Here is a 25642-nt window from a genome sequence, read left to right as displayed (position 1 = left end):
TGCCTCCCGTAGGAGTCTGGGCCGTGTCTCAGTCCCAGTGTGGCCGATCACCCTCTCAGGTCGGCTATGCATCGTCGCCTTGGTGGGCCATTACCCCACCAACTAGCTAATGCACCGCAAAGCCATCCATGGGCGACGCCGGAGCGCCTTTCATCAGCGGACCATGCGGTCCGATGACACATCCGGTATTAGCCCCGATTTCTCGTGGTTATCCCAGACCTATGGGCAGGTTCTTTACGTGTTACTCACCCGTCCGCCGCTCATTCCGCCGTCGTCCCCCCGAAGGGTTCAGACGGTTTCCTGCGCTCGACTTGCATGTATTAGGCACGCCGCCAGCGTTCGTCCTGAGCCAGGATCAAACTCTCCAAAGAATTTGATATAGCTCTTAAATTGACGAAACTTGCGCTTCATTCAAAAATTGTAAAACTTATTTTTGCCTCATCGTTCAGTTTTCAAAGTTCGTCTGTCGCTCTTTGCGACTCTTAAAATAATACAAGTCATCGACACAGTTGTCAACCACTTTTTTTATTTCCTTCCGCTGCCATCAGCGGCAACGTTTATTACTTTACCGCACACCTTTCATTAACGCAAGGGTTTTTTATAAAGTTTTTTCAAAAAAGTTTTTTCGTTAGAGTTTACCCTTTATTCAACGGCTTGTTTCCAAGTGCTCATACGGAAAAATAAAAAAAGAGAAGCTGGGTTGCACTTATGTACAAACCGGCTTCTCTACTATTGTTTACTGTTGATGACGCATTGTAGGGAAAAGAAGTACGTCGCGGATTGATGGGGCGTTCGTCAATAACATGACAAGACGGTCAATCCCGATTCCAAGTCCACCAGTTGGTGGCATACCGTACTCAAGTGCCTCAAGGAAATCGTTATCGAGTTCATGCGCCTCGTCGTTACCTGCTTCTTTTTCAAGCAATTGTGCTTCGAAACGCTCACGTTGATCGATTGGATCGTTCAACTCCGTGAAGGCATTCGCGTGTTCACGACGAACGATGAACAATTCAAAACGATCTGTGAAGCGTGGATCCGTTTCGTTTTTCTTCGCTAACGGCGACACTTCAACTGGGTGTCCTGTCACGAATGTTGGTTGAAGCAATGTCTCTTCGACCTTTTGCTCAAAGAACTCGTTGACGATATGACCGAACGTCATATGGTCCTGAACTTCCACACCATGCTCTTTCGCAAGGGCACGTGCTTCTTCGTCGGACATTTGTTGCCAGAAGTCTACACCTGTCTCTTCTTTAACAAGGTCGACCATGTGTGCACGTTTCCAACCGATGCCAAGGTGAATTGTATCTTCACCATATTGCACATCTGTTGTACCGAGTACTTCTTTCGCTACGTGCGCAACCAATTCTTCCGTCAAATCCATGATGTCGTTGTAATCCGCATACGCCTCATACAATTCAATCATTGTGAATTCAGGGTTGTGGCGTGTCGAGATTCCTTCGTTACGGAACACACGTCCGATTTCATAAACGCGCTCGAGTCCACCAACAATCAAGCGTTTCAAGTGAAGTTCGATGGCAATACGCATATAAAGTTCCATATCCAACGCATTATGATGCGTTAAGAACGGACGCGCCGCTGCTCCACCCGCAATCGTGTGTAACATCGGTGTTTCCACTTCTAAATATCCTTTTTGATTTAAGAAGTTGCGAATCTCAGAAATGATGCGGCTACGCAAAATGAATGTCTGGCGTGAATCTTGGTTTGTGATCAAATCAAGATAACGTTGGCGATAGCGCTGTTCCACATCTTTCAATCCATGATATTTGTCCGGAAGCGGGCGAAGCGCCTTCGTCAAGAGCTCAAACTCTTCCACATGAATCGAGAGTTCACCTACATTTGTTTTAAAGAGCTTCCCTTTGACACCAACGATATCACCGAGGTCTGATGATTTGAATAAGTCAAACGGCTCATCCCCGACATCGTTTTTACGAACGTAAATTTGAATCTGACCTGTCACATCTTGAATGTGGGCAAAAAACACTTTCCCTTTCCCGCGTTTCGTCATGATGCGACCAGCTAGCGTGACTTCTACGTCCTGCTCTGCTAAAGCCTCTTTTTCAATTGATTCATACTGCTCATGTAATTCACCTGCGTGCGCAGAACGATCAAAGCGTTGACCGAACGGGTCGAGACCGCGCTCGCGCATATCGGTCATCTTCTCAAAACGAACCTGCATTTGATCATTCATTTCTAACTCGTGGCTCACTATTCCATTCACTCCTCTATCCATATTGGGTTTATCCCTAACAAAAAACTGTCGACCCGATGGCCAACAGCACAGCCGAAGCCGTTCATTCGTTGTGGTGCACTTTTTCGCCAAACAAGCTTACCATAAATTAGTTCTTTTCTCTAGTTCACACTTCTGACAGTTGTCGCTCGAGTTGATCCACAAATCCATACAGGACCGCTGCGAAAGCCTCACGCGATTCCGTCTCATTGATTTGTTTGCGAATCGGACCACTGCCCTTTAATCCTTTTAAATACCAAGCCGCATGTTGTCGCATTTCACGAACGGCCGTCAGCTCACCTTTAATTGCACTCAATCGGTCGAGGTGCAACATGCAAATATCAATTTTTTCACGAGCTGCTGGTTCTGGCGGAAGTTCTCCTGTTTCGAGGTACTGAACCGTCTGATAGAGCATCCACGGGTTTCCAAGTGCAGCGCGCCCGATCATGACGGCATCCACGCCATATTGGTCAATGACACGCTTCGCGTCTTGTGGTGTGGCAATGTCCCCGTTCCCGATAATCGGTACGGTCGCGACTTTCTTCGCTTCACCAATCCAATCCCAGTTCGCAGTTCCTTCATATTGTTGGGCTCGCGTACGTCCATGAATGGCAATGGCTGCCGCTCCACCTGTCTGAGCCGCTTTGACATTGTCCAAAATAAAGATGTGATCATCGTCCCAACCAAGGCGCATTTTCACCGTGACCGGTTTTTCGACCACATTCGTGACGGCATTGACCATCTCATACACTTTATCCGGATCAAGTAACCACTTTGCACCTGCGTCACATTTCGTTACTTTCGGCACAGGACAACCCATGTTGATATCAATGATGTCGGCATTCGTATTTTGATCGACGTACTGCGCCGCTTTGACGAGTGTATCTTTAGAACCACCAAAAATTTGCAAGCTGAGCGGTTTTTCTCGTTCATCGACATATAGCATGCGCATCGTCCGCGCGTTCTCCAGCAAAATCCCTTTATCACTGACCATTTCAGCACAGACGAGTCCCGCCCCGAATTCTTTTGCAATCAATCGGAATGCCGGGTTGGTCACGCCAGCCATCGGTGCAAGGACTGCACGGTTTTTAATATCTATATTTCCAATCTTAAAGCCTGTCAAGACAACACATCCTTCATTTCACCAAATTCGTTAGCAACTGTAACCGAACGACATCTTGGCGGTCTGCCATCGGTAAATCTGCTAGCCATGATGCGACCGTTCGTCCTCGGACGATGAGTTCTGGCGCAATCTCAGCTAACGGAGCGAGCACAAACGCACGTTCCTGCATCCGCGGATGTGGTACCGTCAAGTGTTCTGATTGTATATCTTCCCCATTATAATAGAGGATGTCAAGGTCGATGGTGCGCGGACCGTTCTTAAAGAGACGCTCTCGACCTAACTGCCGTTCAATTTGTTGAAGGGTGTCTAATAAGTCCGTTACAGATTGATGCGTCTCCACTTCGACCACCATATTATAAAATGATGGTTGATCGGTATAACCGACAGGGGCGGTCTCATAAACCGATGATTGTTTCGTGACCGTAACACCCATTTTTCCCATTTCATCAATCGCGTCAGACAATTGTGCGGCCCGCTCCCCGATGTTTGCTCCTAATGCGATATAAATCATGACGTGCGTCTCCTTGTCATCTCGATCGCCACCGAGTCGTAATGTCCTGGGATTGGTGGGTCCGGCTTGATTACTTTTACTGTCACGCTTTGAATCAAATCATGATGTGCCAAAATGGCCGTCGTGATTCGTTCTCCGAGTGTTTCGAGTAAATTGACCGGTTCTCCTGTTACAATGTCTTCTGTGACTTGATATAATCCCGCGTAGCTGACTCCATCCTGTAAATCATCTGACTTCCCAGCAGGTGCAAGGTCCAATTCACACATTAAATCCACGTGAAACCGTTGACCGAGACGGTTCTCTTCTTCAAATACACCATGGTATCCATAGAAGCGCATACCGTTCACAAAAATCTTATCCATGTCCGTTCCCCCTCATCATCGCATCCATCATCTTCGCTGCACGCATATTCTCTTTCACGTCATGGACGCGTACCCAATCGCACCCTTTCATGATGCCTAAACACGTCGTCGCAATTGTCCCTTCCACGCGTTCTTCGGTTGGTAAATCGAGCGTTTGGCCGATAAACGATTTACGGGACGTACCCAGTAACACCGGATAGCCAAGTCGCGTGATCACATCGAGGTGATTCATGAGCTCTAGATTTTGCGCCACGTCTTTTGCGAACCCGATTCCTGGGTCTAGCCAGATATACTCATCTTTCACACCCGCTGCATGAGCAATCTCAATCGATTCCTGCAAATCACTCACCACATCCTCAATAAAATGATGGTAGTCTCGATTCTCTCGGTTATGCATCAAAATGATGGGGACGCCATATTCAAAGGCGACACGCGCCATCGACTGATCTCCCCACTTCGAGCCCCACACGTCATTGATGATTGTCGCACCCGCTTCTAATGCCGCTCTCGCAACAGCAGGTTTATACGTATCAATCGAGATAGGCAAATCTATTTCTTGTACCAATCGTTCGATGATCGGGACGACACGTTCAATTTCTTCTTCTGCAGAAACAAGCGTCGCTCCAGGTCGCGTCGATTCACCACCGACATCAATCGCATCCGCACCTTCTCGTACGAGTTGCTTTGCGTGACGTACGGCTTCTTCGACCGCTGTATATCGTCCTCCGTCTGAAAACGAGTCCGGGGTCACGTTTAAAATACCCATGATCTTTGTCATGTTTCAGCCTCCTATCCAAGTGAACGAACGAGCTCCGCCCACACTTCGTTAAATCGTTCTCCGTCTTTCCCGGGGTATCTCAGATTTCTATAATGCGTCACCGGAGCGACTTGCTGAATCGAGTTCGTCATCCAAATCTCTTTCGCTGCGGTTAATTTATCAAATGTCACCGCTTGCTCCACTACAGGAAAGCAATCGATCACCCACTGTCGCGTCACGCCCGCGAGTGCTCCACTCGAAAGTGGTGTCGTATACAACACATCATCAGACCCGATCCAAAAGATGTTCGACACGAGTCCTTCCACCACGTAGCCCTGTTCGTCCGCAAACAATCCTTCAGCATCCTGGTCTTGCAAGGTGCGTTTTCCGAGGATATTGTTCATGTAATGATGCGACTTTAATCGAAAAGCCGCTTCAGGACGACTTCTCGGGAAAGGGATTGGTTCGACTCGTTTCTCCTGTGGCACAACTTCCGAGGAGAGCGGTTTGGCAATCAACGTGACGTTCGGTTTTTCATATCGTCCGGCATACAGACCGAGCGGCGCGACTCCTGCCGATACGTTCAATCGGATATACAGGTCAGGAGCTTCATTTTGACGACACAGCTGCTGAATCGCCGTCTCAATTTCTTCCTTCGTGTACGGAAAATCGATCCACAGTTCATCTAGACTCTTCATCAATCGTTCCCAATGCGCATCGAACAAGAACGGAATAAAATCATACGTTCGAAACGTCTCGAATAGACCCATCCCATATAAGAATCCATGATCCTCGACGGGAATTAATGCATCCTCTCGCTCAACAAGATCCCCGTTATGCCAATACCACATGGCGGTACTCCTCGATAAAGTTTCGAATCATCTCTTTTCCATGCTCGGTCAAAATCGCTTCAGGGTGATATTGAACTCCTTCAATCGGGAGTGTTCGATGCCGGAGTGCCATGATTTCCTTCGTTTCTGTTTCTGCTGTGACCATCAAACATTCCGGTAAGGTAGAACGCTCCACAGATAACGAGTGATAACGGGTCACGATCGTCTGTTGAGGAATATCTTTGAAAATCGACTTCCCGTCATGTTGAATCTTTGACGTCTTCCCATGCATCAGCCGCTCCGCATGAACGACGTCTCCTCCGAACGCTTGCGCAATCGCTTGATGACCGAGACACACACCTAAAATTGGAATACGCCCTGCGAACGCTTGAATCGCCTCGACACTAATCCCGGCTTCGTTCGGTGTACACGGTCCAGGGGAAATGACCAGGTAGCTCGGAGCAAGTTTCTCAATATCTTGAATCGTCACTTCGTCGTTTCGATAAACGACCAGTTCTTCACCGAGTTCTCCAAAATACTGCACTAAGTTGTATGTGAATGAGTCATAGTTGTCGATTAGTACAATCATGTCGTCTCCTCCGTCATTTGCTTCGCCGCCCATAGCGCCTTCGCTTTGGACAGAGATTCTTCATATTCTGAGACCGGATCCGAATCGATGACGATGCCCGCTCCCGCTTGAACGTATGCAATCCCATCTTTCACGACCATCGTTCGAATGGTGATGTTGAAGACGAGATCATCGTCCCAACTTAACCATCCATATGACCCGGTGTATAATCCCCGGCGAACTGGTTCAAGTTCCTCGATAATTTCCATCGTTCGAATTTTCGGTGCACCGGTAATCGTACCACCAGGGAACATCGCGGCTAGCGCCTCCGCTCCTGATACTTCATCACGAATCGTACCCCGTACGTTCGAGACGATATGCTGAACATGTGAATACTTTTCAATCACCATCAATTCGTCCACATGAACACTACCGTATGCTGCGACTTTCCCGAGGTCGTTCCGTTCCAAGTCGACGAGCATGACGTGTTCCGCTCGCTCCTTCTCATTTTCAAGTAGCGTGTTCGCCAATTCCAAGTCCTCAACATCGTCTTTTCCACGTGGACGCGTACCCGCAATCGGTCGCGTTGAAATGTCAGACCCATGTTTTTCAAGCAATAGTTCTGGTGAAGCGGAGACCATTGTCAGTGCGTCATCCACAAAGTATCCCATGTAAGGGGATGGATTCATTTGACGAAGCGTATCGTAAACACGACGCGGGTCGGCGCGTAACGGTTCGGATTGACGAACGCTCAAATTCACTTGGAACACGTCGCCTTCCACGATATAAGACTGAATTCGTTTGACCGCCTCCACAAATTCGTCCTGAGACATGGAGCGCGAACGCTCGACAGGCAATTGTTCAGTCGGCTTGAATGCGTAGTGTGATTCGACGTTCCACATGGCTGCCAAGCGATCCGCTTTACGTTCGGCATTGCCTTCTGCTGTGACCATCAAATAGAGCGTCGAACTCTCTTCGTCGAACACAGCCACTTCATCAAACAACAGAAATGAGACGTCCGGCGTCGCTAAATCATCTTCTGCCTGGCTAGGGAGTCGCTCAATCGTTCGAGAAACGTCATAGCTGACATAACCAATCATGCCACCGAAGAAGGGAGGTGCCTCTTCCGGACGCTCAGCTTCAAATCGTTTCCGCACTTCACTAACCATCTCGAGCGGTTTCCCATACATCGTTTCAGTCGTTTCCCCTATTTGTAAGAGACCGACACCGTCTTTTACGTGGAAGCGACCGAACGGTTCGATTCCCGCAATCGTATACCGTCCTGCCCTTCCACTTTCTAGCCATGCGTGGTACGGCTGGTCTGCTGTCAACGTCATGTATGCCTCATACACCTTTTCTTTCGTCATCCGCTTCGTTCTGAACGCTGTCGATCTCACTTGTCATTCCTCCGTCTATTCATTCATGCCTTTTATTGTACACAAGAAAAGGCAGCAACCGAAAGAGAATGTCTCTCGATTACTGCCTGAAATGTTATACGCGACTCTCGTTTGATTCTTCATCAAATTGATAAAGCGGTGTGCTCAAGTAACGTTCTCCGTTTGACGGGATAATCGCCAATACGTTTTTCCCTTTACCGAGGCGTTTCGCCGTATCAAGTGCCGCTGCAATGGCAGCCCCTGAAGAAATCCCACCGAGGACACCGTTCGTGCGTGCCGCTTGGCGCGCGTATTCAAACGCCTGGTCTGTCGTGATTTGAAGGACACCCTCATAAATCTCAGTATCCAGAATAGATGGGACAAAACCAGCACCAATTCCTTGAATCTTATGAGGTCCTGGCTTCCCACCCGACAAGACTGGGGAATCAACCGGTTCAACCGCCAAAATTTTCACGTCTGGATATTTCGCTTTCACGACTTTTCCTGCACCGGTAATCGTACCACCTGTACCGACTCCCGCGATGAGAGCATCTACCGAAAGTCCTGACTCTTCGAACGCCTCGACAATTTCAGGTCCCGTCGTCATTTCATGCACGTTCGGGTTCGCTGCGTTGTTGAATTGTTGCGGAAGGAAGTAGCCGTTTTTCTCAGCTTCTTCAGTAGCACGACGAATCGCTCCACCCATTCCTTCTGGCCCTGGCGTCAAGATGAGCTCGGCCCCGTATCCACGAAGAAGGTTACGACGCTCCATGCTCATCGTCTCAGGCATGACGAGAATGGCTTTATATCCTTTCGCGGCACTGACCATCGCCAAACCGATTCCCGTGTTCCCGCTCGTCGGTTCGATGATGGTATCACCAGGCTTCAAGGTTCCGTCTTTTTCCGCCGCTTCGATCATGGCGAGAGCAATCCGGTCTTTGACACTTGACCCTGGGTTCATATATTCAAGCTTGAGATACACATCGGCATCTTCTGGTCCAGTCATTCCGTTCAATTTCACAATCGGAGTCTTACCAATCAAGTCTGTCACTGAGTTTACGATTCGCATTACATTTCCTCCTTCATAATTCCGACTATTCCGATATTGTTATCATACCCTATCGGATTGAAAATATGCAATTTGGAACGTTGCTTACGATTGTGCCTGTTCTTTCATCGTTTCCAACTGTTCAGCCGAGAAATGATACTTTTCACCACAGAAATGGCAAACTGCTTCGGCTCCGCCGTCTTCTTCGATCATTTGGCGAATCTCTTCTTTTCCAAGACCGATAATGGCGCTTTCCATTCGTTCACGACTGCATGTGCAATTGAACTGAATTGGGTTCGTATCGAGGACATCAAGGCTATCGCCGAGAAGTAATTGCAGCATTTCTTCCGGCGTTTTTTCTTCACCGATCAAAACAGATACCGGCGGGAACGTCTGAAGTGCTTTTTCAAGCGCTTGTACCGTCTCTTCAGAAGCGTTCGGCAGCAACTGAACGATGACACCACCTGCAGCAAGAATCGATTCATCTTCTGGTAAGACGAGAACACCTGCTCCGACGACTGATGGTACTTGTTCAGATGTCGCGAAGTAGTATGTGAAGTCTTCACTGATTTCACCTGTTTGAATCTCTGAAGAACCACCGACATAATCTTTCAAGCCTAAGTCTTTAATGACCGAGACCGTTCCTTTTCCGACCGCTTCGCCGACTTTCAACTTCGTCAATCCTTGGTCGTTGACGAACGTCCCACCATCGACACGAGGGTAAGATACGTATCCACGGACATCTCCTGCTGTATCTGCGTCGACGATGATTTTCCCGATTGGACCATCACCTTCAACTTTAAGTGTGACGCGTGCCGCACCTTTTTGCATGGCTCCGATCATCGAACCGATTGTCATCGTCCGTCCGAGGGCCGCTGAGGCAACCGGTGTCGTTTGATGACGAAGTTGTGTTTCGTATACTGTTTTTGTCGTACGGGCTGCAAATGCACGCACCTCTCCATTAAAGCCGAGGGCCCGAACGAGATAATCGTCTTTCATTTGATCGAGTAATACTTGTTGTTCTGAATGAATCATATGAGTTAACTCCTTTAGTTTACTTTTGATTGCGCTCGTAAATGAGGCGGAGGCCTTCGAGTGTCAGGAACGAATCCACATGGTCAATCGTTTCTGCATGTTCACTGATCAATCGTGCCAATCCTCCAGTCGCAATGACGGTCGCTTCACCAACTTCACGCTTCATCCGATTCACGATGCCATCCACTTGGGCGACATAGCCATAATACGTCCCAGATTGCATCGCTTGAATCGTATTTTTCCCGATAACCGTTGGTGGGGTTGCCAGTTCAATCCGTGGTAATTTCGCAGCACGTTGATAAAGTGCTTCCACTGAAATCATGATACCTGGTGAGATGATGCCGCCATGGTAGCGACGTTTCTCATCGATGTAACAATACGTGGTTGCCGTTCCAAAATCAACAATTATGAGCGGACCGTCATACTTGGCGATTCCAGCCACCGCGTTGACAATTCGGTCAGCCCCGACTTCGCGGGGATTCTCGACGTGAATGTCTAATCCTGTCTTCACACCTGGGCCGACAACGATTGGACGTACATTGAAGTATCGTTGTGACATTTGTTCAAGTGGGAAAATAACAGGAGGTACGACAGAGGACAAAATGACACCATCGACTTGATCGAACGAGACGTTCGAATGGTCAAAGAGCGATTTCACTAGCATGCCATACTCATCCGTCGTTTTCGTCCGGTCCGTTGAAATTCGCCAATGGTGTACGAGGTTGTCTCCATCGTACATCCCTAGAACAATATTTGTATTTCCAACATCAATCACTAAAATCATGATATAGTTCCTCACTTTGTTGTCAATTGCAGTTCGCTCGAATTATAACACGAAAAAAGACGAATGCCTCGTCAAGGGCATTCGTCTCATTCATTAACGTGATTCGTTGTTCGGACGTTCCGTAGGAGTCGCCTCTGGCTTATCGCCTTCAGGTACGACATCCGGTTGGCTGTCTTGAACAACTTCAGGTTGATCGACGATTTGTCCGTGTTGCACGGCCGCATCATCTTTCTTCGCTGCGTCGTCCGAGTCCGTTGATGCATCCACGTCTTCTTCCGGCTCATGCGGGAGGTATTCGCGTGTCTTGATCAAGTGACGAATCTGTTTCGAGTCGAGCGTTTCTACATCAAGCAATGTCTTCGCAACGAGTTCGAGGTCTTCGCGACGTTCTGTCAAAATCTGTTTCGCTTTCGCGTAACAGCGGTTGATGATGTCACGAATCTCTAAATCGATTTCTTGAGCGATCGCATCCGAGTAGTTCTGCTCTGTCTGGAAGTCACGGCCAAGGAAGACTTGTCCGCCATGGTTTGAACCGAGCTGGAGCGGTCCAAGCTTATCGCTCATCCCGTAATCCATGACCATCTTCCGCGCAATCCCTGTCGCACGCTGGAAGTCGTTGCTCGCTCCTGTTGACACTTCACCAAAGATGACATCTTCGGCGACGCGTCCACCAAGAAGTCCAACAATCTTATCTTCGAGTTCAGGTTTTGTCATGAAGTAACGATCTTCTTTTGGAAGCATGACGACGTATCCTCCAGCGTTACCGCGTGGGACAATCGTCACTTTGTGTACTTCATCCGCATTCTCAAGCTCGAGACCGATGATTGTGTGACCCGCTTCGTGATAAGCGACAATGTTACGTTCTTTTTCAGAAATGATTCGGCTCTTCTTCGAAGGTCCTGCAATGACACGGTCAATTGCTTCTTCGACATCGACGACCGATACTGCCGTACGGTTTGAACGTGCCGCAACGAGTGCTGCTTCGTTCAAGAGGTTTTCCAAGTCAGCCCCAGAGAAACCAGGCGTACGTTGTGCGATTGACTTCAAGTCTACAGTTGAGTCAAGTGGCTTGTTGCGTGCATGGACTTTCAACACTTCTTCGCGCCCTTTTACATCTGGACGATCGACCGTGATTTGACGGTCAAAACGACCTGGACGAAGGAGAGCTGGGTCAAGGATATCCGGACGGTTTGTCGCCGCAACCATGATAATCCCTTCATTGTCACTGAATCCATCCATTTCAACGAGCAATTGGTTCAATGTTTGTTCACGCTCATCGTGACCACCGCCGAGACCGGCACCGCGTTGGCGTCCGACCGCATCGATTTCATCGATGAAGATGATACATGGAGCATTCTTTTTCGCATTTTCGAACAAGTCACGGACACGTGACGCACCGACCCCGACGAACATCTCAACGAAGTCAGAACCTGAGATCGAGAAGAATGGTACTCCGGCTTCTCCGGCTACTGCACGGGCCAAAAGTGTTTTACCTGTCCCTGGAGGACCAACGAGTAAGACCCCTTTCGGAATACGCGCACCGAGTTTCGAGAACTTACGAGGGTCTTTCAAGAATTCAACAACTTCGATGAGTTCTTGTTTCTCTTCGTCTGCTCCGGCCACGTCTTTGAATGTGACGCGACGTTTTTCTTGGTCGTATAGTTTCGCCTTCGATTTCCCGAAGTTCATCACACGACCACCACCGCCACCACCTTGCGCCTGGTTCAACAAGAAGAAGAACAAGATGAAGATGATAATGAACGGTAAAATCGCGAAGACGATGCTGAACCAGCTACTGTTCGATTCAGCCTCCTCGATTTGAATATCCGTATTCGCTCGAAGCTGCGTCAATACATCCGCATATTCAGCTTCGTTCGCTGGAATGTTTGTTTCGTAACGCTGGTCGTCATCTCCTGTAAGGTCGCCTGTAATCGAGATAGCCCCCGGGATTTCTTGTACGGTTGCCGTCTCAATCCGATCATCTTCCACATATTCTAGGAATTTCGAATACGAGAGCGTTTCACTCTGACTATTCGGATTCTGCAAATATTGAAGGAACAAGATCAAGGCTAGGAAAATCACACCAAAAACCAATGTGTTTTTCACTGCACGATTCATTCTCTGCCTCCTATTCCGAGAAACGATGTTCTCGCCCATTCAGTATATGCCTATACTTTGGGGATTTCTTTTATCTTACCACGTCACATTTTCAAAAGAAAAACGTTAGCCCCCGTAAACGCTCGGTTTGAGCACACCGACGTAAGGAAGGTTACGATATTTCTCTTCATAATCGAGACCGTAACCGACAACGAATTCGTGTGGAATCACGAAACCGCTATAGTCTGCTGATAAACCATTTTTGCGTCCTGTCGGTTTGTCGAGAAGCGTGACAATCTTCACAGACTTCGCTTTACGGTATTTAAGAAGATCGACGAGATAGCCAAGCGTCAATCCACTATCAATAATATCTTCTACAATCAAGATGTCGCGTCCTTCTACAGATGTATTTAAATCTTTCTCGATTTTTACTTCACCTGTTGAAGAAGTTCCTCCGTGATACGTCGACACGTCCATGAAGTCCATTTCTAAATGGATATCCATTTCCTTGACGAGGTCGGACATGAACGGCATCGCGCCTTTCAATACACACACGAGAAGCGGAAACTCTTCTTTATAGTCTTCGCTCAGTGTTCCAGCGAGTTCTTTCACCTTTTCTTGAATCTCTTCACGTGAGATTAAAACTTTCTCCATATCGTTCATTAATGACATCTTGAAATCCTCCTCTTTCTGTTTCGACACAATCATCATTTTACCATTAATCGTAGGCAAATCGCATCCGACTTGTCTAGAAATTCTGAAACTCGTACCCCGACAATCGCGAGAATTCGTCCTGAGGCGTCCACAAGCAGGGGTAGCGTCGGACGAATCGTACGCTCAATCTTTTCATCGATCAGGATACGGGACACTTTCTTTGTCCCCACGGCCAATCGCATTCGGTCACCTGGTGCACTTGTCCGAATCGTAAGCGGATAAGTGATCTCATGCAACGGAATGCCCTCTCTCCCCTCCTCGACAGATAAAGAGATGGTTCGGTCTCCGAATTCAACAACGGCCGGCAACGAATCAATTTGAATGGGGTGAAGTGAACCTGACGCAGAACGCTGTACAAGATTCAGTACCCTATTCTGCTTCGTCATGAACCACTCGCCTGTCAGATGATAGGTTCCTGTATCTTTTTGACTCTGGAGTAGCTTCTCTATCGCCTCGTTCACATTCACCTCGTAACGAGTGGACAGCAATCGACCGACCGTATACCGTTCAAGGAATGATAAGCGCTCGAAATCCTCGAGTTTCACATGAAACGCTTTCATTTCAAGTTCGACATATGCCTCCACCCATCGTTCGCACGATTGATACCTGCCATCCCAATCGGCACGGGCCACTTTTGCTGCTTCGCTGACTTCTCTCACAATCGATGGCCGCATCTGTTTCAGTCGTGGCACGATCTCGTGGCGAATTTGATTCCTTAAGTAAGTACGTTCTTGATTCGTTGCGTCTTCGCGCCACTCTAATTCATTCTGTCGTGCATACTCGATCAGTTGAGCTTTCGACTCATGTAACAACGGACGGATGAGCCTCCCGTTACCAAATTGCCGACTTTCGGGAATCCCTTTTACTTCGACCACGTTTCGATGTAGCTGAATGAGCACTGTTTCTAACTCGTCGTCCGCATGGTGCGCTGTGGCCAATGTGTCGTATCCATATGTGTTCATGACGTCTTCAAAAAATTGATAGCGCGCTTCCCGATATCGGGCTTGTGATCCTCCATCTTGAAAGCAGAGACGTGTTCCATGAAACGGAATATGGTAGGTTTCTGCGACGCGGGCGACGAACCTATACTCTTCGTCTGAAGCTTCTCGTACGCCATGATGGACATGCGCCACCGCCACATCCCAGCCCTCTTTGACAAGACGATTCAATAAGACAATGGAATCCACTCCACCAGACACTGCGACGAGCACTTTTTTCATGAATTCCCTCCTTGATATAACAAAAGAAGCCATCTCGATTGAGATGGCTTCTTTTCGCTTAGGCTAAGTGACCCGTACGGGATTCGAACCCGTGTTACCGCCGTGAAAGGGCGGTGTCTTAACCGCTTGACCAACGGGCCTTAATAAAATGGTAGCGGCGGAGGGAGTCGAACCCACGACCTCACGGGTATGAACCGTACGCTCTAGCCAGCTGAGCTACACCGCCATGTTATTGTTGTGTCCTAAGCACATTTTCTATAATAACCAGTCACCATTCGAGTGTCAATTCTTTTTTGAAATTTTTTTAATAAAAAAATCGTGCATAGTGTCATCTCCATCACTATACACGATTTCATTACGTTTTTACATCATGCTTCTGATACGACTTGGCGATATTTTTTCTTCCATGCGATTCGGAAGTACGCCCACAGTAATGCAAAACATCCAACAGTCACAAATGCTAAATATGCTGTCGCCGTCTGCAAATACTGTGCACCGTCAGCTGACAAGATTTCTTTATATCCGGCAACCGTATACGTCATTGGAAGGAGCGCATTGAACGGTTGCAATGCTCGTGGAATCAACTCGAGCGGGAACGTTCCAGCAGAAGTCGTCAATTGCAAGATCAATAAGACGATTGCTACAAAACGTCCTGGGTTCCCGAGTGTGGTGACGAGTAACTGCACAATAAAGAGGAATGTGATGCTCGTCAACCAACTAAATCCGAAGAATTTCAATGGTTCGCTTATTTCAAGTCCTAATAGTTGCACCATCGCCACGTCTAAAATGAGCGCTTGCAGGAATCCAACGACCATGAGAACACCAGACTTCGACAATACCCATGAAAGACTACGTTTTGGACGTCCAGCTGGATCGTACAATGGATAGACGATCGATAAGAGAAGCGCCCCGACAAAGAGTCCGAGTGACATGAAGTATGGAGCAAACCCTGTACCATAGTTCGGTACCTCGTGAATCGAGTTATCGACGAGTGACACTGGTCCTGCCATCATCTCGACATTCTCATCGTTCAAGCCGATGTCTGCATCTTTCGCACCTTTGACTAGAGCGTCACGAAGTTCATCACTACCTGATGCGAGATCTGTCATTCCATCTGCGAGTTCTCCGCTACCATCTGAAAGTTCTCGTCCGCCGTCCGCGAGCTGATTCGCGCCGTCCGTCAACTTGCTTGTTCCTGCCCCGGCAGCCTTCGCGCCATCGGCAAGTTCACGACTACCTTCTTGAAGTTTTTGTCCACCGTCTGCTAATTGAGTAGCACCATTCGCCAACTCACTCGTTCCCGAACTTGCGCTTTTCGCACCATCGGCAAGCTTCACACTACCTTCAGACAACTGTCCAGTCGCGGCTACGAGTTTGTCACTGCCTGCCGTAAGTTCAGTTGTCCCGTCTTGAAGTTGTGTTGCACCTTGATTGAGTTTTGAACTCGCTGACACGAGTTCTTGTGAGCGGTCGACTGCGGTTTGTGTCCCTTGTTCGATTTGACTCGAACCACTTGCTAACGCCTGAGCACCTTCCGCTAACTTCGTTTGACCCGTGTTCAATTCAGAAAGCCCTGACGAAAGTTGTCCTGCACCTGTTTCTGCTTGTGCAAGACCTGCCGCCAATGAGGTCTGTCCCTCTTTCACTTGCGTCGCCCCTGCAGCTAATTGATCAAACCCAGCCGCTGTCGCTTGTTTTCCTTCAGTGAGTTGTGCTGCGATGGCTTGAAGCATTTCAGGTGACGCAGATTGACCGGACTCAGCAAGTGCCGTTAATTGTCCAATCAACTCATCCTGTTTCGCCGTCAATTCAGATTTCATTTGTCCAATTCCATTGACCACTTCAGTTTGACCCGCGATGAGAGCAGTGTTTCCTTCTTTCGCTTTCGTCAATGCACCTGCTAGTTGGTTTGCGCCGTCATTCAATGCAGACGCCCCTTCTTTTGAACGCTCGATGCCAGCAGCAAGGTCTTGAACGCCTTGATTCAACGTTTTCGCACCCATGTGAAGCTCATCTAATTTGGATGCGAATGCCCCTGTTCCTTCAACGAGCTGGTTCGTTCCGTCTTGTAAGGCGGATGCGCCATCATTCACGCGGTGTACCCCGTCTGACAAAGCAGTTGACCCGTCGTACACTTGCTGACTTCCATCCGCGAGTTCAGATGAACCTTCTGCCAACTGAGTCACACCATCGTTTAACTGGCTTGCACCGTTAGCGAGCTCACGCTGTTTCGTCGCAAGAAGTTTCGTCCCGTCCGCGAGTTCAGATGAACCATCGGACAACTGAGCGATTCCGTCATTTAACTCACTTGCACCATCTGCAAGTTCGCGTTGTTTCGTGGCGAGAAGTTCCGTTCCATCCGCCAATTTGACGGCACCATCCTTCGCTGACGTAGAACCGTCGGCAAGTTTTGTCGCACCATCCGCGGCTTCACCAAGTCCGTCCGCCACGTCATTCAGTCCATCTTTCAATGCACTGACGTACTGTTTCGATACCTCGGTCGAAAGCTCTGCTTTCACTTGCTCCATTGCAGAGCCACCGATTTGTGCGGCTAAAAAGTTATACGATTCATTCGCAATGTACTTCAATTCAAGTTGCTCTGGATGTTCATCTAGAGCAGTCGTCGCCTTCTCCGAAAAGTCTTCTGGAATCTCGATTGCCATATAATAATCATGGTCTTTCAATCCAGATTCTGCTTCCTTCTTTGTCGTCTCGACAAACTCGAAGGCTTCCGAATCTAGTAACTTATCAATCAAATCGTTCCCGATTTCAAGTGACTCCCCTTCAAACGATGCCCCTTTATCTTCGTTGACGATGGCGACCGGTAAATCTTTCATCTGTCCATACGGATCCCAGAAAGCCCACAAAAACATACCGGCATACATTAACGGTACGAGCGCGACTGCGAGAATCGGAACCAACACACGTGGGTTCTTAAAGATACTCCGCCACTCCGCCGTCCATAGTTTCCATCCATTCATTTTTTCTCTCCACCTTCACTTATAAAACATAACTATTTTTTCATGTTCCCTATTTTGCTCTCTTCCTCGAAAAAAATCAACTATATTTAGTTATTTTTTATAAATTTTTTAAAACAAAAAAAGTCGTGAACAAAAATGTTCACGACTTGTCTTGTTACAAGACCTATATGGTTACGAGTAGAAGCTAATTGGTATCGAAGGATTACCCGCGTTTGGCTCCACGTCCACCGCGTTTCGAATCTGTTTGACGTTTCAACGTCGAAAGACGCTCGTCGCTGTCTTTCAAGAATTTGCTCATCAACGTATCGAATGTTTCTGGTTCACGACGTTGTTCACCACGACGACCGCCGCCACGTGGGCCGCCGCCACCGCGTGGGCCACCGCCACCGCGCGGACCGCCTTGACCTGGGCCACCTGGGCGTGGGCCACGAGAGAAACGCTCACCGGCTGGACGCTCTGGACGTTCAGGGCGTTCACTTACAGGACGATCGACTGCTTTCTTGATGGATAACCCGATTTTCCCATCATTTTCGACGTTCAACACTTTTACCGTGACTTCTTGACCAACTGTCAACACTTCGTTAATGTCTTTGACGTAAGAGTCCGCCACTTCACTGATGTGTACTAATCCTGTCTTGCCGTTTGGGAGCTCAACGAACGCTCCGAAATGCGTAATCCCTGTAACCTTACCTTGTACCTTGCTTCCTACTTCAATTGACATAAAATAATGTACTCCTTTTTTGATTGATTCTTTTCAATTATACGAGTCGTTTCCCTAGCGGTCAACGAACCGACTTATTCCTCTGGGGAGAAGTAGAAAATAATCTCTCCATCTTTGGAGAAGAGGAGCTCGTTTCGCGCCAAGTTCGCGATATAATCCTCATCCTGCAAACGTTCCACTTGTTCCTTCAACTCATCTTGCTCAGCTTTCTGTTCTTGCAACTCCACTTTCGCTTGTGCGTAAGCTTGTTGTTGGTCCGATACATAGCCCACCTTTGAAAAGTAACTCTGTCCAATCAATACCATGACGAATAAAAATAGGAGTGAGGCTGCCGCCAAACGACGTCGAAGATGAACTCTTCGGCGATGTGTGTCTTTTTCCAGCTGTTCTCTACGCTCATCTAGCGCTCGAATGCGCCGTTGTCGATCCATCGGATTACGTCCGTTCATCGCCTCATCCCCCTCCTCTTAATACATTAAGTATACTTTTTTTTACGAGTCGATACTACCGTCCATCTTCTCTTCTTTAAGTAAACGATACATTTCTTTCGCATCTTCTTTACGTGCATGTTCCGCAATCGAGTCAATGATGACCGTGACGAGCTTGTTTCCGAATCGAATTTGCAGCTCGTCTCCGACTTTAACATCGGTACTCGCCTTCGCCACTTGTCCATTTAGCTGAATCCGCCCTTGATCTGCTACTTCTTTTGCGAGCGTGCGTCGCTTGATCAAGCGGGATACTTTCAAAAATTTATCTAATCTCATAACCCTTTCTCCTTTGCCTCGTTCCAAAGAGCATCCATCTGTTCGAGCGTCATCTGCTGAAGGTCACCATTCGCTTCTATATACTCGAATCGACGTTTGAACTTTCGGTTCGTCTGTTCTAACGCTTGCTCGGCATTTAGCCCAACGTATCGCGCGATGTTGACGATGGAGAATAATACATCGCCAAGTTCTGATTCGTCACTCAAATCTTCACGCCACTCGTGCAGTTCTTCTTCCAATTTTTCAAAAGCGCCCGACACGTCATCCCATTCGAATCCGATTTGACCGGCTTTCTTTTGAAGTTGTTCAGCACGCATCAATGAAGGTTCGTCGACGAGTACACCATCGAGTTGCGATTGTTTCTTTTCCCCTTTTTCCGCTTGTTTAATCGTATTCCAATTTTTTACCACGTCGGAGGCATCTTCGACGGTGACATCTCCAAAGACGTGCGGATGACGGCGGACCATCTTTTCACTGATTGCCCCGATGACATCACGAATATCGAAATACCCTTCGTCTGCACCGATTTGGGCATGTAACATGACTTGAAGCAACACGTCACCGAGTTCCTCGATGATGGCATCGTCATCTTCTGCATTGATGGCTTCAATGAGTTCATACGCTTCTTCTAACAAATACTTCCGAAGCGACTCATGCGTTTGTTTGCGATCCCACGGGCAACCGTCCGGTCCACGAAGTGTGGCGATGATTTGTTTGAGCGTTGCAAAATCTTTCGCCAAATAAGCTTCATCCGTGAGTGGCGGGACATAGAGGGTCGTCAAGTTGTTCACTTCCGCCATGCGGTCCATTTCGAACAACGGAATGTGTTCGATTCGTTCTTGTGTGGTACCCGCAGCTGTCACAAGTGTAACAGGGTGCTCATCCGGATAACGTTCCATCAGTTGCACTTTTACGTCTCCCGCTACAAATCCATCGTACACTTGGCCAATCAACACATGTTGCGTCACCTGCAGGCGTTCAAGGTCGAGCGCCGTCGCATCCAACAACTGAAAGCCGTTGATTGGATCAATTTGCAAAGCTTGGAACATCGCATCTAAGAAGCTTTGCCCGCCGAGTACGTGAAGGTCCGCTCCACGTTCCACTAAAAGCTCGACAGTTCGCTCGGCGACGAACGGGTGACCGGGTACAGCATACGTGATCGCCATCTCTTCACTTTTGTTCATCAACGTCTCGACAATTTGATCGTACACCTCTTCAAACGTATCACTCGATTCATAAATCGAATCAAACGACTCGAATGCGAGCCCTTCTGACTCTAACTCACGTACAACAGGGTGTTCTTTCGTCCGTAACCAGACGAGCGGTTGTTGCTTCAAATGACGGTACACTCCGAGTGGCAATTGATTCAGCTCACCAGATCCAAGACCGACCACCGTGATTGTATAACCCATACTAGTTCTCCTTTTTTTCGAGCACATCGAGGAGACGACCACCGAACGGGATGAATTCCCATTCCTCAAGTGATAGCATTCGCGTGCTCCATAATCTCCATATATAAAGGGCGGCTCCGCTACATACCATCCCGATTAACCATCCGAAGGCTGCGATTCGCGAATCGACCCACATCTGACCCATCCAGTTTAACACGGCAACGAGTAATAACATGGGCACCAGCGCTTTCGATAGCGACTTGTAATGCTTCGACCGAAACGACCCGAGCGGAATCGAACGGTCGAGCGCCCGAAAGTTATAGAACGCCATCGCCAAAAAGCCGAGTGAGGTGCCGATGGCCGCTCCTTCAATCCCATAGAAGGGGACAAGCCCTACGTTTACGACACCTTTTGCCAAAATCGCGACAACCATACTGCGAGCGGCAATCCATTCACGGTCGATTGCTTGAAGGCAAGTCATGCTTGCAATCGCTAGCGATGCTGCAAACGTACTCGTCGCCAATAACACGAGCGCCCGCGTGCCTGAGCCATCTTCAAACAAGGCAACGTTTAAGAAAAACATCACCCCCATCAATCCGACGGTCGCCGCACCCGCAATGGCTGTTGTCACCCGAATCATCGAACGGAGCCCTTGTGTCGTTTTTTGCAGATGTCCCGCTCGATAGTGTCGGACGAGTGTTGGGACGTTGGCCATACCGATGGTCGTTGCGAACAGGATCGCAAATTGGACAAGTGGGTATCCACGGTCGAACACGCCTTTGCTCACTTTCGCCTCATACGTCTCCCCCATTAAATTGACGATTGTAAAGGAGTCGACGAGTTGCATCCATAAGATTCCGAGCGAGGCAAATCCGACCGCGAACCCTGTCGTCAACAATAGGCGCAATCCATGTCGAAACGTGACACGTCGTACTTTTACGATTCGTAGGCCGCGCGCCTGATAGATTAAAAAGGCAATCGCCACAACCCCACCGACAAGCGTCGCGCCATACGCGTATTGACTGAGCGTGTATGCATCTTTTCCAAGACGTACGCCAATCCACAAGAGCGACAGCATGACCGTCACGCGTACAAAATTTTCTAACACTTGCGACCACGCGCTCGGTCGTAAATCATCCCTTGATTGAAAGGCACCACGTAACACGGCGGACGCCGGCATGAGTAAGTAACTCAAACTGATTACGCGAAGCGCCGGGGCCAACTGTTCATCCCCGAGCCACATTGCGAGTGTCGGGGCAAAGATCCACATCGTGACAACAAGCGTGATAGAAAGCAGAAGCAACGCATAAAAACTGCCCCATAACACTTCTAACTTCTGGGTCGACCCCTTTGCGCCGACCCCTATTTTTGCAATGACGACCGGCATCGCATAAATTCCGAGCGATGCGATAATCGCAGCGAACGGATAGACGGTTTGATAAGCATAGAGTCCAAAGTCACCCGCCAAGTTTTGATATGGGACGCGATACGCGAAGCTGATCAGTTTAGAGACATAACCGGCAAGGGCGAACAGGACGACACCTTGCGCAAACTTACTTGGCGACCGCATCGCCCACCAACCGCTTCGTCAGTTCTTCTAATACAGTATCGGCATCATTCAAGAGCTCTGTGAGTGGCATTCGACCACTGAGTGACAATTTCAAGGCTCCGTCTTCTTGACCGATTCCTAATTTACGACCGAGCGGCATCGTCCATTCCATAAAGGATGGTACATCGAGAGCTGTCGTCGAATCTTTCGATAAGACAATTTCAATCCGTCCAGGCGTTTGTTTGATTCGGCTCACTTTCGCCAGTTCTCCGTAAATCCGTAGACGTGTCAGCTGAATGAGAAGGGCGACTGGTTCCGGGAATTCCCCGAATCGCTCAATCAACTCGTCTTGTAAGGCGAACAACGCGTTTGGTGTATCGACGTATTTGAAACGCTTATACATCTCAATCTTCAGCTCACTATCCGACAAATAGTCGTCCGGGATGTAGGCATCCGCTTGGAAGGCGATTTCCGGCTTGAAGACGACTTGTTTCGCCTGTCCACGCATCCGGTCTTTCCGTTCCTCGATTGCTTCGGAGAGCATTTGAGAATACAGGTCGAAACCGACTGAATCGATGAATCCAGATTGTTGTGCGCCTAGCAAGTTACCGGCACCTCGAATCGACAAGTCGCGCATCGCGATCTTAAAGCCGCTTCCGAGTTCGGTGAATTCTTTAATGGCTTGAAGACGACTTTCTGCCACTTCGGTCAAGCGCTTATCTTTTCGATACGTGAAGTAAGCATACGCAATTCGATTCGAACGTCCGACTCGACCACGAAGTTGATACAGTTGGGAAAGTCCCATCTTGTCAGCATCATGGACGATGAGTGTATTGACGTTTGGAATGTCGATTCCTGTCTCGATAATCGTCGTCGAGACTAAAATATCCGCTTCCCCTTCGAGGAAACTGATCAACTGGCTTTCGAGTTCGCTCTCGGTCATGCGACCGTGTGCCGTTGCAATACGCGCTTCAGGCAATAGGGCTCGAATCTCTTCCGCTTTCCGCTCGATGCCCTCGACACGGTTGTAGAGGAAGAACGCCTGTCCTCCACGAGCAAGTTCACGCTCTAACGCTTCACGTAAGACGATGCCGTCATATTCCATAACATACGTCTGAACCGGGTAGCGGTTCTCTGGTGGTGTTTCGAGGACAGACAAGTCGCGGATTCCAATCATCGACATATGAAGTGTTCGTGGAATCGGTGTGGCCGTCAACGTGAGTACGTCGATGTTCGTCTTCAATTGCTTCAGACGCTCTTTATGCTTGACGCCGAACCGTTGCTCTTCATCGATGATAACGAGACCGAGGTTCGCGAACGTCACGTCTTTTGACAACACTCGGTGTGTCCCGACGACGATATCAATCGTCCCTTCCTTCAAGCCCTTCTTCGTCGCAGCCATCTCACTCTTTGAGCGGAAACGACTCATGACAGAAACGTTAATCGGGAATTCACTGAATCGCTCGAGCATCGTTTCATAATGTTGTTGGGCGAGGACGGTCGTCGGGACGAGAAATGCGACTTGTTTTCCGGCGAGCACCGCCTTGAATGCCGCTCGGATTGCCACTTCTGTTTTGCCGTAGCCGACATCCCCACATAAAAGACGATCCATCGGACGTGAACGTTCCATGTCTGCTTTAATTTCAGCAATCGAGCGGACCTGGTCCTCTGTCTCCGCATAAGGGAAGGAGGATTCAAATTGTCCCATCTCCTCATCATCCGGTGGAAACGCAAATCCGACCGATGCTTCTCGTGCCGCATACAATTTAATGAGCTCATCGGCGATATCTTCAACCGACTTGGCAACTTTCGATTTCACTTTCTTCCACTCGGTGCCCCCGAGTTTATAAATCTTCGGTTCTTTTCCTTCGGCGCCGACATATTTTTGAACGAGATCAATTTGATCGACCGGCACATAGAGCGCATCATCACCGGCATACACGAGATGGAGATAGTCTTGATGAATTCCTCCGACCTCGATGGTTTTAATGCCTAAGTACTTCCCAATCCCATGATGCACATGGACGACATAGTCGTTCGGCTTCAACTCTTGATAGCTCTTAATCCGTTCTGCGTTCGTTAAGTTCTTCGTCTGACGCTTCCGCTTCGTCACACGTTTAAACAATTCCTCTTCTGATACGACGACGAGACGACTCGTCGACAATTCGAATCCACCTTCGATTTGACCGATGATGACGGATACGCGTCTCGGTTCTAATTCTCCATCGACATTCGTGAACGTCGAATGAATGCCGTAGTCCGAAAGGAGCGCTTCAATCTTGTCCGCGCGTGACTTGTCTCCCGCAAGCACGACAATGCGTTGATCCCCTTGTTGCCAGCGTTCTACTTCTTGCTTTAACAGGTGCATCTGTCCATGAAATGCCGGGAGTGGACGACAGCTCAAATGTACCGTCGCGGTTTCCGGAATCCCTGAGCGACGAGATGGAAGTAGCGAGAACGCCACCTGTTTCAAGTCACGAAACACTTTGTGCATCGGGACAGCAAGCGTGTAATTGCTGACGGCCTCTCCTTTTTCGATGAGTGAAGAGAACCATTCCGCCTCTTCCCGCTCCTGTACGTCCGCGGCATCATCGATTCGTGCCACTTCATCTAAAATAAGTACGGCGTCTTTGCCTACGTAGTCTAAGAGCGTGGACGTATAAAGGAGCGGCGAATACTTTCCAACTTTATCCGGGAAATCACCACGCTCTAAGCGCTCGATGTCCGTTACAACTCCTTCTTCAAGCGCTTGACGAATCACTTCGTTCTCAATCAACTCGACGGTCCGGTCATATTGTTTTCGGAGTGAACGCCCGGCTTGTTTCAACTGATCGTCAGTGGCGATGAACTCGGTGGCAGGCGTGATACACACTTCCCCTACCACACCGAGTGAACGTTGCGTCTCGGCATCGAACGTGAAAATGGAATCGATCTCGGTATCAAATAAATCAATCCGGTACGGACGCGCTTCTGTGAGCGGGTAGACATCCAAAATACTGCCTCGTACGGAAAATTCGCCAGGCGTCGTCACGGTCGCTGTTCGTTCATACCCCATACCTGTCAATTGCTTCGCAAAGTCTGCCAACTCAAGATCACTTCCCGGCTTTAGCATGACACGACTATGTTGCCACGCTTCCGGGCTCGGCATATAGCGTCGTAATCCACCGAGCGGCACGACAACGACGCCTCCTGTTTGGTCAAGGAGACGAGTACGGGCATCGATTCGAGCGGCCAACAGCTCAGGACTAGACGTCAGCGACAGTTCAGCGGCCAGCGTCTCATCAATCGGATAAAGCAATGTTTTTTCCGGTCCGATGAGTGATTCGAGTTGATCGAACATTTTTTGTGCTTGATACATGTTATGCGTCACGACGACGAGACGTCTCGATGACGATTTCACAAGTCCTGCGAGGACGAGAGCTTTCGCGCTTGTCGTCAGTCCCGTCACCAATTGACGGTCTACTTTTTGTAGCCGCTCACGAATCACGTTCGTCTCCGGGAGCGCCACCATAAATCTCTCTAAAGCATTCATTTGTTTTCCTCCAACTCATACGACAAAAAAG

21 protein-coding genes, 2 tRNA genes and 1 rRNA gene are annotated in these 25642 nt (G+C 48.7%); all 24 read right to left on the bottom strand.

Annotation, left to right across the window (positions count from 1 at the left end):
• Window positions 1-371: ribosomal RNA gene (locus tag KNO99_RS14555) — 16S ribosomal RNA — on the bottom strand; the annotation flags it as partial.
• Between the two features lie 365 nt (window positions 372-736).
• Window positions 737-2227, bottom strand: coding sequence for a lysine--tRNA ligase (lysS, locus tag KNO99_RS14550; protein ID WP_214697220.1), 1491 nt, complete (start codon window positions 2225-2227; stop codon window positions 737-739).
• A gap of 148 nt (window positions 2228-2375) precedes the next feature.
• Window positions 2376-3314, bottom strand: a complete 939-nt coding sequence (dusB, locus tag KNO99_RS14545) for a tRNA dihydrouridine synthase DusB (RefSeq protein WP_243834802.1) — start codon at window positions 3312-3314, stop codon at window positions 2376-2378.
• 70 nt (window positions 3315-3384) lie between these two features.
• On the bottom strand, window positions 3385-3882 hold the full coding sequence (folK, locus tag KNO99_RS14540) for a 2-amino-4-hydroxy-6-hydroxymethyldihydropteridine diphosphokinase (RefSeq protein WP_214749875.1): 498 nt from the start codon (window positions 3880-3882) through the stop codon (window positions 3385-3387).
• Window positions 3879-4244 (bottom strand): dihydroneopterin aldolase, encoded by a 366-nt coding sequence (gene folB / locus KNO99_RS14535; RefSeq protein WP_074036649.1) that lies wholly within the window; start codon window positions 4242-4244, stop codon window positions 3879-3881. The genes folK and folB overlap by 4 nt, the downstream gene beginning before the upstream one ends.
• Window positions 4237-5022 carry a dihydropteroate synthase gene (gene folP / locus KNO99_RS14530; RefSeq protein ID WP_214749872.1) on the bottom strand — a complete coding sequence of 262 codons (786 nt, stop codon included), beginning with the start codon at window positions 5020-5022 and terminating at the stop codon, window positions 4237-4239. Before folP ends, folB begins: the two co-directional genes overlap by 8 nt.
• 11 nt (window positions 5023-5033) lie before the next feature.
• Window positions 5034-5852 carry an aminotransferase class IV gene (locus tag KNO99_RS14525; protein ID WP_214749868.1) on the bottom strand — a complete coding sequence of 273 codons (819 nt, stop codon included), beginning with the start codon at window positions 5850-5852 and terminating at the stop codon, window positions 5034-5036.
• Window positions 5836-6420 carry an aminodeoxychorismate/anthranilate synthase component II gene (pabA, locus tag KNO99_RS14520; protein ID WP_214749865.1) on the bottom strand — a complete coding sequence of 195 codons (585 nt, stop codon included), beginning with the start codon at window positions 6418-6420 and terminating at the stop codon, window positions 5836-5838. The genes KNO99_RS14525 and pabA overlap by 17 nt, the downstream gene beginning before the upstream one ends.
• Window positions 6417-7796, bottom strand: coding sequence for an anthranilate synthase component I family protein (locus KNO99_RS14515; protein WP_371743099.1), 1380 nt, complete (start codon window positions 7794-7796; stop codon window positions 6417-6419). Before KNO99_RS14515 ends, pabA begins: the two co-directional genes overlap by 4 nt.
• 94 nt (window positions 7797-7890) lie before the next feature.
• On the bottom strand, window positions 7891-8844 hold the full coding sequence (gene cysK, locus KNO99_RS14510; RefSeq protein ID WP_214749862.1) for a cysteine synthase A: 954 nt from the start codon (window positions 8842-8844) through the stop codon (window positions 7891-7893).
• A gap of 84 nt (window positions 8845-8928) precedes the next feature.
• Entirely contained in the window at window positions 8929-9858 is a 930-nt protein-coding gene (gene hslO, locus KNO99_RS14505) for an Hsp33 family molecular chaperone HslO (RefSeq protein ID WP_305794034.1), read from the bottom strand.
• Between the two features lie 19 nt (window positions 9859-9877).
• Entirely contained in the window at window positions 9878-10642 is a 765-nt protein-coding gene (locus tag KNO99_RS14500) for a type III pantothenate kinase (RefSeq protein ID WP_214749858.1), read from the bottom strand.
• 93 nt (window positions 10643-10735) lie between these two features.
• On the bottom strand, window positions 10736-12760 hold the full coding sequence (ftsH, locus tag KNO99_RS14495; RefSeq protein ID WP_074036633.1) for an ATP-dependent zinc metalloprotease FtsH: 2025 nt from the start codon (window positions 12758-12760) through the stop codon (window positions 10736-10738).
• Window positions 12761-12865: 105 nt separating this feature from the next.
• A complete protein-coding gene (hpt, locus tag KNO99_RS14490) occupies window positions 12866-13411 on the bottom strand; it encodes a hypoxanthine phosphoribosyltransferase (protein WP_214743112.1) in 546 nt (181 codons plus the stop codon).
• Window positions 13412-13446: 35 nt separating this feature from the next.
• The gene (gene tilS / locus KNO99_RS14485) at window positions 13447-14673 is read right to left on the bottom strand and encodes a tRNA lysidine(34) synthetase TilS (protein ID WP_214749855.1); all 1227 of its coding nucleotides are present in this window, start codon (window positions 14671-14673) and stop codon (window positions 13447-13449) included.
• 68 nt (window positions 14674-14741) lie between these two features.
• A tRNA-Glu gene (locus tag KNO99_RS14480) sits at window positions 14742-14813 on the bottom strand.
• Window positions 14814-14822: 9 nt separating this feature from the next.
• Window positions 14823-14899 (bottom strand) — tRNA-Met (locus tag KNO99_RS14475).
• A 142-nt stretch (window positions 14900-15041) separates the two neighbouring features.
• Entirely contained in the window at window positions 15042-17654 is a 2613-nt protein-coding gene (locus KNO99_RS14470) for a YhgE/Pip domain-containing protein (RefSeq protein WP_214749852.1), read from the bottom strand.
• A 202-nt stretch (window positions 17655-17856) separates the two neighbouring features.
• Window positions 17857-18375, bottom strand: a complete 519-nt coding sequence (locus KNO99_RS14465) for a S1 domain-containing RNA-binding protein (protein ID WP_214749849.1) — start codon at window positions 18373-18375, stop codon at window positions 17857-17859.
• Window positions 18376-18449: 74 nt separating this feature from the next.
• Window positions 18450-18824, bottom strand: coding sequence for an FtsB family cell division protein (locus KNO99_RS14460; RefSeq protein WP_074036621.1), 375 nt, complete (start codon window positions 18822-18824; stop codon window positions 18450-18452).
• A gap of 42 nt (window positions 18825-18866) precedes the next feature.
• Complete coding sequence (locus KNO99_RS14455; RefSeq protein WP_214749846.1) at window positions 18867-19139, bottom strand: RNA-binding S4 domain-containing protein; 273 nt, start codon at window positions 19137-19139, stop codon at window positions 18867-18869.
• A complete protein-coding gene (gene yabN / locus KNO99_RS14450) occupies window positions 19136-20551 on the bottom strand; it encodes a bifunctional methyltransferase/pyrophosphohydrolase YabN (RefSeq protein WP_214749843.1) in 1416 nt (471 codons plus the stop codon). The genes KNO99_RS14455 and yabN overlap by 4 nt, the downstream gene beginning before the upstream one ends.
• Before the next feature lies 1 nt (window position 20552).
• A complete protein-coding gene (locus KNO99_RS14445) occupies window positions 20553-22100 on the bottom strand; it encodes a polysaccharide biosynthesis protein (RefSeq protein ID WP_214749840.1) in 1548 nt (515 codons plus the stop codon).
• On the bottom strand, window positions 22084-25611 hold the full coding sequence (gene mfd, locus KNO99_RS14440; RefSeq protein ID WP_214749837.1) for a transcription-repair coupling factor: 3528 nt from the start codon (window positions 25609-25611) through the stop codon (window positions 22084-22086). Before mfd ends, KNO99_RS14445 begins: the two co-directional genes overlap by 17 nt.
• Between the last annotated feature and the right edge of the window lie 31 nt (window positions 25612-25642).

It is taken from the genome of Exiguobacterium sp. s189, from assembly GCF_018617615.1.
GTDB classification, from domain to species: Bacteria; Bacillota; Bacilli; order Exiguobacteriales; family Exiguobacteriaceae; genus Exiguobacterium; species Exiguobacterium aestuarii_A.
This window is presented reverse-complemented; position numbering and strand designations above follow the sequence as displayed.

Excerpts from the sequence above, each read along its gene's own strand:
- dusB (WP_243834802.1), bottom strand. The coding sequence starts at position 3,314 with ATGGCTGGCGTGACCAACCCGGCATTCCGATTGATTGCAAAAGAATTC.
- folK (WP_214749875.1), bottom strand. The coding sequence starts at position 3,882 with ATGATTTATATCGCATTAGGAGCAAACATCGGGGAGCGGGCCGCACAA.
- folB (WP_074036649.1), bottom strand. The coding sequence starts at position 4,244 with ATGGATAAGATTTTTGTGAACGGTATGCGCTTCTATGGATACCATGGT.
- folP (WP_214749872.1), bottom strand. The coding sequence starts at position 5,022 with ATGACAAAGATCATGGGTATTTTAAACGTGACCCCGGACTCGTTTTCA.
- KNO99_RS14525 (WP_214749868.1), bottom strand. The coding sequence starts at position 5,852 with ATGTGGTATTGGCATAACGGGGATCTTGTTGAGCGAGAGGATGCATTA.
- pabA (WP_214749865.1), bottom strand. The coding sequence starts at position 6,420 with ATGATTGTACTAATCGACAACTATGACTCATTCACATACAACTTAGTG.
- cysK (WP_214749862.1), bottom strand. The coding sequence starts at position 8,844 with ATGCGAATCGTAAACTCAGTGACAGACTTGATTGGTAAGACTCCGATT.
- hslO (WP_305794034.1), bottom strand. The coding sequence starts at position 9,858 with ATGATTCATTCAGAACAACAAGTATTACTCGATCAAATGAAAGACGAT.
- KNO99_RS14500 (WP_214749858.1), bottom strand. The coding sequence starts at position 10,642 with ATGATTTTAGTGATTGATGTTGGAAATACAAATATTGTTCTAGGGATG.
- ftsH (WP_074036633.1), bottom strand. The coding sequence starts at position 12,760 with ATGAATCGTGCAGTGAAAAACACATTGGTTTTTGGTGTGATTTTCCTA.
- hpt (WP_214743112.1), bottom strand. The coding sequence starts at position 13,411 with ATGTCATTAATGAACGATATGGAGAAAGTTTTAATCTCACGTGAAGAG.
- tilS (WP_214749855.1), bottom strand. The coding sequence starts at position 14,673 with ATGAAAAAAGTGCTCGTCGCAGTGTCTGGTGGAGTGGATTCCATTGTC.
- KNO99_RS14470 (WP_214749852.1), bottom strand. The coding sequence starts at position 17,654 with ATGAATGGATGGAAACTATGGACGGCGGAGTGGCGGAGTATCTTTAAG.
- KNO99_RS14465 (WP_214749849.1), bottom strand. The coding sequence starts at position 18,375 with ATGTCAATTGAAGTAGGAAGCAAGGTACAAGGTAAGGTTACAGGGATT.
- KNO99_RS14460 (WP_074036621.1), bottom strand. The coding sequence starts at position 18,824 with ATGAACGGACGTAATCCGATGGATCGACAACGGCGCATTCGAGCGCTA.
- KNO99_RS14455 (WP_214749846.1), bottom strand. The coding sequence starts at position 19,139 with ATGAGATTAGATAAATTTTTGAAAGTATCCCGCTTGATCAAGCGACGC.
- yabN (WP_214749843.1), bottom strand. The coding sequence starts at position 20,551 with ATGGGTTATACAATCACGGTGGTCGGTCTTGGATCTGGTGAGCTGAAT.
- KNO99_RS14445 (WP_214749840.1), bottom strand. The coding sequence starts at position 22,100 with ATGCGGTCGCCAAGTAAGTTTGCGCAAGGTGTCGTCCTGTTCGCCCTT.
- mfd (WP_214749837.1), bottom strand. The coding sequence starts at position 25,611 with ATGAATGCTTTAGAGAGATTTATGGTGGCGCTCCCGGAGACGAACGTG.